Below are 8,008 nucleotides of genomic sequence, written 5' to 3'. Positions count from 1 at the left end.
CGCCATGACTCACCTCCACCGGCCAGCTTCGCGATCACCAGCCCGGATGTCCACGCGACACGGTTACCACGTCAACGTTCCTTGCCGAGGCACTACTACCGCGACGGCCGGGACAGCGTCGCCTGGCACGGCGACACGATCGGCCGCGGCAGCACCGAGGACACGATGGTCGCGATCCTCTCGGTCGGCACGGCACGCCAGCTGGCCCTCCGCCCCCGCGGCGGCGGCGAGTCACACCGCTACGCGCTCGGCCACGGCGACCTGATCGTGATGGGCGGCTCGTGCCAGCGCACCTGGGAACACGCCATCCCGAAGACGGCCCGGGCGGCCGGTCCGCGGATCAGCATCCAGTTCCGGCCCCGCGGGGTCCGTTGAGTCCGGCTGGGACGGACGCCTCTTTCCGTACGATGGCGGGGTGTTCACGCTCGCGGAGCCCCCGCTGTTCACCCGGCTGCGGCCGGCCCGCCGGGTCCTGATCGCCGGCGCGGGCGGCGGGTTCGACGTCTACGCCGGCCTTCCGCTCGCCTTCGCCCTGCACGCCCAGGGCAAGGAGGTCCACCTCGCGAACCTGGCGTTCAGCGACCTGAACCGGCTCGACCTCGACGACTGGATCGCTCCCGACGTCGCCCGGGTGCGGCCCGGCAGCGCGGGCGACGAGGGCTACTTCCCGGAACGGACCCTCGCGCGGTGGCTGGAAACCCGGCGGTGGCCGCCGGTCGTGCACGCCTTCCCCCGGGTCGGCGCCGGGCCGCTGCGGGCGGCCTACGAAGCGCTGGTCGCGCGGCTCGCGGTCGACGCGGTGGTTCTCGTCGACGGGGGCACGGACATCCTGCTGCGCGGGGACGAGTCCGGTCTCGGCACCCCGGAAGAGGACATGGCCAGCCTCGCCGCGGTGGCCGCGCTCGAGGGCGTCGACCGCCTCGTCGTCAGCCTCGGCTTCGGTATCGACGCCTTCCACGGCGTCTGCCACGCGCACGTGCTCGAGAACCTCGCCGCCCTCGACCGGGACGGCGGGTACCTGGGCGCGCTGTCGATCCCGTCGGCATCGCCGGAAGCGGCGGCCTACCTCGACGCCGTCGCGCACGCGAACCGCGCGACGCCGGACCGGCCGAGCATCGTCCAGGGGCAGATCGCCGCGGCGCTGCGAGGTGAGTTCGGGGACGTGCACGGCAGCTCCCGCACCGCGGGCAGCGAGCTGTTCGTGAACCCGCTGATGGGTGTCTACTTCGCCGCGGACCTGGTGACCCTGGCCGCCGGGGTCGGCTACCTCGGCGAGCTCGCCGGGACGAGCACCGCCGGCGACGTCGCCCTGGTCATCGAGGCGCACCGGGACCGCGCCGGGCGGCGGCCGTGGCGGCCCATCCCGCACTGAAGCCGTCAGTCCACCAGGACCGGCAGCTCGTCCAGACCGTACACAATGGACACCTGACGGAAGGAGAGCTTCTCCTCGGGCACCGCCAGCCGCAGGTTCGGGAAGCGGCGGATCAGCGCCGGGTAGGCCGTGCGCAGCTCCATCCGGGCCAGTTCCGCGCCGATGCAGCGGTGGATGCCGTAGCTGAACGCCAGGTGGGACGTCGGGTCGCGGGTCGCGTCGAACGTCTCCATGTCCGGGCCCAGCTTCGGGTCGCGGTCCGCCGTGGACAGCGACACGAGCACGATGTCGCCCTCGGCGATATGGACGCCGCCGATCTCCATGTCCTCCTTGGCGAACCGGGGGAACGCCATCTGCACCACCGTCAGGTAGCGCAGCAGCTCCTCGACGAAGCGGTGCACGGACTCGTCGTCGCCGCGGACGGCGTCCATCGCCTTTTCGTCGCGCAGCAGCACCAGCGCGCCGAGCGCCAGCATGCTCGCCGTCGTCTCCAGGCCGCCGGTGAGCACGCCGTCGGCCAGGCCGGCCAGCTCGCGGTCGTCGATCTCGTCGCCGTGCTCCTTGATCAGCATGCCGAGCAGGCCGTCGCCCGGCTGCTCACGCTGCTTCTTGACGATGTCGAGCAGGTAGGTCAGCGACTCCGACATCGCGCCGAGCGAAGCGCTCGCGCCGCCGAAGAGGTCGAAGCGGGCGGTGCTCAGCCGCTGGAAGTCTTCACGGTCCTCATAGGACACGCCGAGCAGTTCGCAGATGGTCAGCGACGGGATCGGCAGCGCGAACGCCTGCCACAGGTCGACCGGGCCGTCGGCCGCGGCCATCGCGTCGAGCTGCTCGGCCACGATTTCGTCGATGCGCGGCGCCAGCCGGCTCAGCCGGCGCATGGTGAACTCCGGCGTGAGCAGCTTCCGCAGCCGCGTGTGCACCGGCGGGTCCGCGAAGCCGAGCCCGCCCGGGTTCTGGTCGGCCGTCACGCCGGCGTTGCCGACGAGGTTCCCGAAGTCGCTGGAAAAGCCGGTCGCCTTGCCGAGCACGGCCTTCGCCTCGTCGTAGCCGGTGACGAGCCAGGCGTTCATCCCGAACGGCAGGTCGAGCTTGCCGATCGGCGCCTCGCTCCGCTGCGCGGCCATCGCGGGGACCGGGTCGAGGCCGTCGCGCCGCAGGGGCAGCAGGGCCGAGTCGGGCAGGAGGGCCGACATCTTTTCGAGGTCGAAGCCCTTTTTCGACTGCCGGGCGAGATACCGTCGGCCGACCCAGCCCAGAACCCGTGAGCGGAGACTCCCCATGGGACCGACAGTACCGTACTAGCCCGATCGGGTGACGGGGAGCGAGACGCGGTTCACCCCGGCTTGCGGGCCAGCAGGCAAGCCTGCGGCGTCTTCTCGTACGGACCCTCCGGTTCACGGACCAGCCGCGCTTCCACGACCAGCCCGGCGGCGGCGCACAGCTCGGCGACGAAGTCCGGCTGCAACCGGTAGGCGGACAGGGAGACCTCGTGGCCGTAGCCGTGGGTGACGTGACGGCGCTCGTCGCCGACCTGGAACCCGGTCAGCAGCCGTCCGCCCGGCGCCAGCACGCGCGCCAGCTCCGCCACCACCGGCGCCAGTTCCTCCGGAGGCGTGTGGATCAGCGAGTACCACGCCAGCGCACCCGCCAGGCTGCCGTCTTCGAGGTCCAGCGCGGCCAGCGAACCGACCTCGAAGCGCAGCCCGGGGTGCGCCCGGCGGGCCGCGCCGACCATGCCGGGCGAGAGGTCCACGCCGAACACGTCCAGCCCGAGCGAGGCCAGGTACCCGGTCAGCCGGCCCGGGCCGCAGCCGAGATCCCCGACCGGGCCGGTTCCCCCGACCAGTTCGGCGAACGTGTTCAGCATCGCCCGGTCCCACGGGCTGGCGTCCAGCAGATCCCGCAGCTCCTCGGCGTAGGAGTCGGCGACGGTGTCGTAGGCGATCCGGGTCTCGGTCACGAAGGCGGGTTCGGTCACGAGCCGGACCCTATCGCTGCGGACCGGACGGGCCCGGGTGGTCCGCCGGGGTGTCCACGCCGCGAGACCTGACCGGAAGGCACGGCGGCAGCGTGGTCAGTACCGCGGCAGCTCCCGGTTCTCGGTGATCAGCCCGTGTTCGCTCGCGACGTAGTGGAAGTACGGCCGGCCCAGGTCGTCGGTACCGGTGAACAGCGTCTTCGAGTGGCCGTCGGCTTCGGTGTTGACGCCGTTCGTGCGGGCCAGCACGCCGGAGGAGGCCAGCCACTCCCGCGACGCGCGCACCGGCCGCCAGTTCCGGCCGTCGCCGGTGAAGTCGCCGAGGGTCTTCGTCATGTCCACCGAGCCGGAGATCCGGAGGTTCTGGTCGTCGGTGATGTTCGCCGTCGCGTCGGTCGTCAGCGGGTAGGACCAGGTGTGCCGGTCCGCCGACCGGACCCGGCCGTCCACTGTGGACGTCGACGTCTGCTGCCCGGCGTCCGCCTGCACGACGTGCTGCGTGAAGCCGCCGCCGGTGACGTCGTCGCTGTTGCGGTAGTCGCGGGTGCGCTCGACGCGGGTGTACACCCGGCCGGCGGAGGTGTCGACGTAGCCCGCCGTGACGTCGTGGCGCTTCGCCGTGACCGTGACGTTCACGCCGCCGGAGATGTCCTTGACCGTCGTCTGCCGGGCCGGTGCGGCCGCGACGTCGTCCTGGGTGAGGGCGCCGGAGGTCTGGGTGGCGTTCTTGTCGGTGTAGAGCAGCAGCGTCGGGACGACGGTGAATTCGCCGCCGATGTCCGGGAAGGAGAAGGAGAGGTCGTGGGCACCGCCGTCGACGAGCCGGCCCGCGAACGGGGTGACGTCGTAGGTCTCCGCATGCAGGCTGAAGGTGTCGATCGCGACCACCGGCCGCCACAGCTGCGGCACGATCCCGCCGGAGTAGATGTGCGGGAAGGTGAACGCGCTCCCTGCGGGCACGCCGTCGATCGCGAAGTTCGCCTCGCGGTAGGGGCCCTTCCCGCAGAGCCCGGCGGCCGGGTACTTCGCGGCCACGGTGTCGGGGACGTCGTCGAACCACTGTTCGTCGCAGGCGTGGCCTTCGAGCGTGACCTCCAGGTAGGCGCGGGTGATGTTGCGCGGCAGGCCCTGCGCGCCGAAGTGCACGGTGGGCGCGGCGGGCGTCGCGTCGGCGTGCCCGAACCCGGCGACGTGGTCGGGCGCCGCGGCCGCGGGGTGCTTCCGGTCCGCCTGGTAGTAGGTGAGCGTCACGGTCTGGGCGTAGACACCGGTGTAGATCGGCGAGGTGTAGTTCTCGACGCCGCCGCGGAAGGGCTGCGGGGTCCGCAGCAAGGCGCTGTAGGGCGTCAGGTCCTTGTCGAAGTGGTAGGTGATCGCGCGGCGGCCCTCGCCGCTGGGCTCCTCGGTGGTCCCCCACCAGACCTCGGTGCCGCCGATACGCAGGTCGCCGATCCGGTCGTACTGCCGCCCGCTCACGGTGACGGTCTGGTCCATGACGACCTTCGCCCACGGCCCCGGACAGGCCTTCGGCGGCGCGAGGGTGCCTTCGTAGAACTGCGGGCTGCCATCGGCGGCGTTCGAGCGGAAGCCGTCGGCGAGCGTGACGCTGCAGTGCGGCGAGTCCGGCCGCGTGACACCCGGCGCCGCGGTGACGGGATTGTCGGTATCGCCTTCCACGACCGGCGAAGCCGAAGCGACCGCCCCGGCGAACACCCACGTCAGCACCAGCGACAGGACGATCGTGAAGATCCGCACCCGGACTCCTCCCAGTGGCAGGCACACCCGGCTGGAGCCTAGCGGCGCGATCATCCGACCAACGTCGGTAATCCGCTTCTGAAACGTTTCAGACCGTGATAAGCTCACGCCTTCTCAGCGAGGGGGTCCGGTGGTCGGCATCAAGGACGTCGCGAAGCGGGCGGGCGTCTCCATCGGCACGGTGTCCAATGTGGTCAACCGGCCGCACGTCGTCGCGGCCGCGACGCGGAACCGGGTGCTTTCGGTGATCGAGGAGCTCGGGTACGTCCGGGACGAGTCCGCCCGGCAGCTGCGGGCCGGGCGCAGCCGCGTCCTGGGGCTGCTCGTGCTCGATCTCGGGAACCCCTTCTTCGTCGACGTCGCCCGGGGGGCCGAGCAGGCCGCGCACGCCGAAGGCCTCAACATCATCACCGGCAACAGCGGCCAGCGGTCCGAACTGGAAGCGTCGTACCTGGCGATGTTCGCCGAGCAGCGGGTCCGCGGGGTGCTGCTGAGCCCGGTCGCGACGTCCGGCGAAGCCCTGCGGACGTTCCGGCGCACCGGCACGCCGTACGTCTTCGTCGACCGCAAGGCCCCGGCGTCGGAGGCGAGCTCGGTGTCGGTCGACGACGTCGCCGGTGGGGCGCTCGGCGGACGGCACCTGCTGGAAACCGGGCACCGGCGGATCGCGTTCGTCAACGGCCCCGCCATCCTCACCCAGTGCCGCGACCGCGAGCAGGGGCTGCGCAACGCGCTGGCCGGCTCCGGAGCGGAACTGACCGTGCTGGAGGCGATCGGCCTCGACGTCACCTCCGGCCGCGACGCCGGCGCGCGCCTGCTCGGCGCGAGCCCCCGGCCGACGGCGGTGTTCTGCGCGAACGACCTCCTCGCCCTGGGCGTGCTGCAGGCGATGGTCGGCGCGGGCGTCCGCGTCCCGGACGAGATGGCGATCGTCGGCTACGACGACATCGAGTTCGCGGGCGCGGCGGCGGTCCCGCTGACGTCGGTCCGCCAGCCGGCCCGCCGGCTCGGCCGCACGGCCGCGGAACTGCTGCTGGCGGAGACGTCGGACCCGAAGCCGGAACGGCAGGCCGTCGTGTTCACCCCGGAGCTGGTCGTCCGCGAATCGACCCGGGTGCGCCGCTGACCCCGCCGGCGCCCCCGCGGCTCACGTCGTACTGGCTCCCCCGCCAACGACATCGTCGGCCCGCCCGGGGCGGGCTTGTCATTGGCCACCGCCTTAGGCAGGCGACACTCGGCGCATTCTCGCCGCCGTTGTAGGAGTACATCGCCGACCGGCTGACCATCAGGCCCGGATCTCCGAAGTACAGGTCGACATCCCCGTCCGGGCGGGACCGCGGCCGCGCCCTGGTCACTGTCGACCTTGTAGGCGGCGAACAGGCCGCCGATCAACGCGGCGATCACCGTGCCACGGCGGTTGATGCGCGCGGCCTGGGCCGCCGGGTCGACCGGCTCGCCACGTTGTTACTCCGGCGCGATCCCGGGACATCCGGCCGCCACCGCACCTCAAATCGGTTGGAATTCACCGATCGGTTCGGCAAGCTCGGGAGCATGGCGTCGAGGTGGGTGCGGCTGCAGGCCGTGGCGGTGTCCGGTTCGTCCGCGGAAGGCCTGATGCTGGCGGCCATTCCGCTGCTCGCGGTCTCGGTCACCACCGATCCGCGCGAAGTCTCGCTGATCAACGTCGTCGGGGAAGCTCCGTGGCTGCTGCTTTCCCTGTTCGCCGGGGTGCTCATCGACCGGGTGCGCAGGACCGTCGTGCTGGCCTGGGCCTACGCCGTGCTCGCCGGGGCCGCCGTGGTGCTCGCCGTCGTCGCCTCGGCCGATTTGCTCAGCCTGCCCGTGCTGCTCGTCGTCGCCTTCGTCATCACCTCGGCGCGGGTGCTCGGGGACGGCGCCAGCGGCGCGCTCGTGCCGGAACTCGTCGAACCCGGCCGGCTGGCCCACGCCAACGCGCGGCTCACGGTGATCGACCAGGGCGTCGTGCGGTTCGTCGTACCGCCGCTGACCGGGTTCCTGATCGCGTTCGCCGCCGGCTCGCCCGCCTGGCTGGCCGCGGGCTGCGCGCTGGGCGCGCTCGTGCTGGCCCGCCGGATCCCGTCGCAGTCGATTGTGGCGGCGACGACCCACCCCCTGCGGGACCTCTCGGGCGGGCTGCGGCACCTGGTGCGGACGCCGCTGCTGCGGTCGATCACGATCAACGTCGCCCTCGGCTCGTTCGCCGCCAGTGCCGGCAACTCGATGTTCGTGCTCTACGCGACCCAGGTCCTGCACGTCGGCCCGGTCGGCTACGGCCTGCTGCTCGCCTGCCTCGCCGTCGGCTGGGTCGCGTCGTCGTTCGTGGTGCAGAAGGTGGTGAACCGGCTCGGCTACTCGTGGTCGATGCGGCTCTCGCAGAGCTTCGGCGCCGTGGTGACGCTGCTGATCGCCGTCGTCCCGCCGTGGCCGCCGCTGGTGGGTGTCGTGCTGATCTCCCTGACGGCGACCGTGCTGGTCTGGAACGTCTGCTCGCAGTCCAGCCGCCAGCGCTTCACCCCGGCGCCGCTGCTGGGCCGGGTGCTCACCAGCCACCGGGCGCTGGCCTGGGGCCTGACGCCGCTGGGCGCGCTGGCCGGCGGCCTGGTCGCGGCGCACTGGGGCCTGCGTGCCGTCTGGGTGATGGGCGCCGGCGTCCAGGCCGTCAGTGCGGTCCTCGTGTGGTTCCAGCTCTCCCCCGCCGCGTTCCGGCGGACCGAAGAACTCGCCGCCGCCCGAGCCTGAAGCGCTGAAACCGGGTGGTGGGGCGGGGGGGGGGGCCCGGGCCCCCCCCCGGCCACCATCCCCCCCCCGGCCCGCGCCCCCCCGCCCCCCCCCGCCCCCGCCTGGTGGTAGCGGGCCCGCCCCCCCAGCGGCGGGGACGG

General features: G+C 72.6%; 7 protein-coding genes. 4 read left to right on the top strand and 3 right to left on the bottom strand.

The window, feature by feature from the left end; translation table 11 throughout:
• Positions 1-375: alpha-ketoglutarate-dependent dioxygenase AlkB (locus tag ACFVYA_RS48535; protein ID WP_387055271.1), on the top strand; the 375-nt coding region annotated here is incomplete at its 5' end.
• A 40-nt stretch (positions 376-415) separates the two neighbouring features.
• A complete protein-coding gene (locus ACFVYA_RS48530) occupies positions 416-1,372 on the top strand; it encodes a DUF1152 domain-containing protein (protein WP_387055269.1) in 957 nt (318 codons plus the stop codon).
• 5 nt (positions 1,373-1,377) lie between these two features.
• On the opposite strand, the gene ACFVYA_RS48525 is transcribed toward ACFVYA_RS48530, so the two are convergent.
• From ACFVYA_RS48525 to ACFVYA_RS48515, 3 genes are all read right to left on the bottom strand, one after another.
• The gene (locus ACFVYA_RS48525) at positions 1,378-2,655 is read right to left on the bottom strand and encodes a cytochrome P450 (RefSeq protein WP_387055267.1); all 1,278 of its coding nucleotides are present in this window, start codon (positions 2,653-2,655) and stop codon (positions 1,378-1,380) included.
• A gap of 53 nt (positions 2,656-2,708) precedes the next feature.
• The gene (locus tag ACFVYA_RS48520) at positions 2,709-3,353 is read right to left on the bottom strand and encodes a class I SAM-dependent DNA methyltransferase (RefSeq protein WP_387055264.1); all 645 of its coding nucleotides are present in this window, start codon (positions 3,351-3,353) and stop codon (positions 2,709-2,711) included.
• Between the two features lie 96 nt (positions 3,354-3,449).
• Entirely contained in the window at positions 3,450-5,108 is a 1,659-nt protein-coding gene (locus ACFVYA_RS48515; protein ID WP_387055262.1) for a peptide-N4-asparagine amidase, read from the bottom strand.
• Positions 5,109-5,238: 130 nt separating this feature from the next.
• On the opposite strand from ACFVYA_RS48515, the gene ACFVYA_RS48510 reads away from it, so the two are divergent.
• Complete coding sequence (locus ACFVYA_RS48510) at positions 5,239-6,234, top strand: LacI family DNA-binding transcriptional regulator (protein WP_285990691.1); 996 nt, start codon at positions 5,239-5,241, stop codon at positions 6,232-6,234.
• 425 nt (positions 6,235-6,659) lie between these two features.
• Positions 6,660-7,868 carry an MFS transporter gene (locus ACFVYA_RS48505; RefSeq protein WP_387055260.1) on the top strand — a complete coding sequence of 403 codons (1,209 nt, stop codon included), beginning with the start codon at positions 6,660-6,662 and terminating at the stop codon, positions 7,866-7,868.
• Positions 7,869-8,008: the final 140 nt, after the last annotated feature.

This window comes from Amycolatopsis sp. NPDC058278 (assembly GCF_042881395.1).
GTDB lineage: Bacteria > Actinomycetota > Actinomycetes > Mycobacteriales > Pseudonocardiaceae > Amycolatopsis.
The sequence above is the reverse complement of the archived record's forward strand: the minus strand, read 5'-3'. Positions and strand labels throughout refer to the sequence as shown.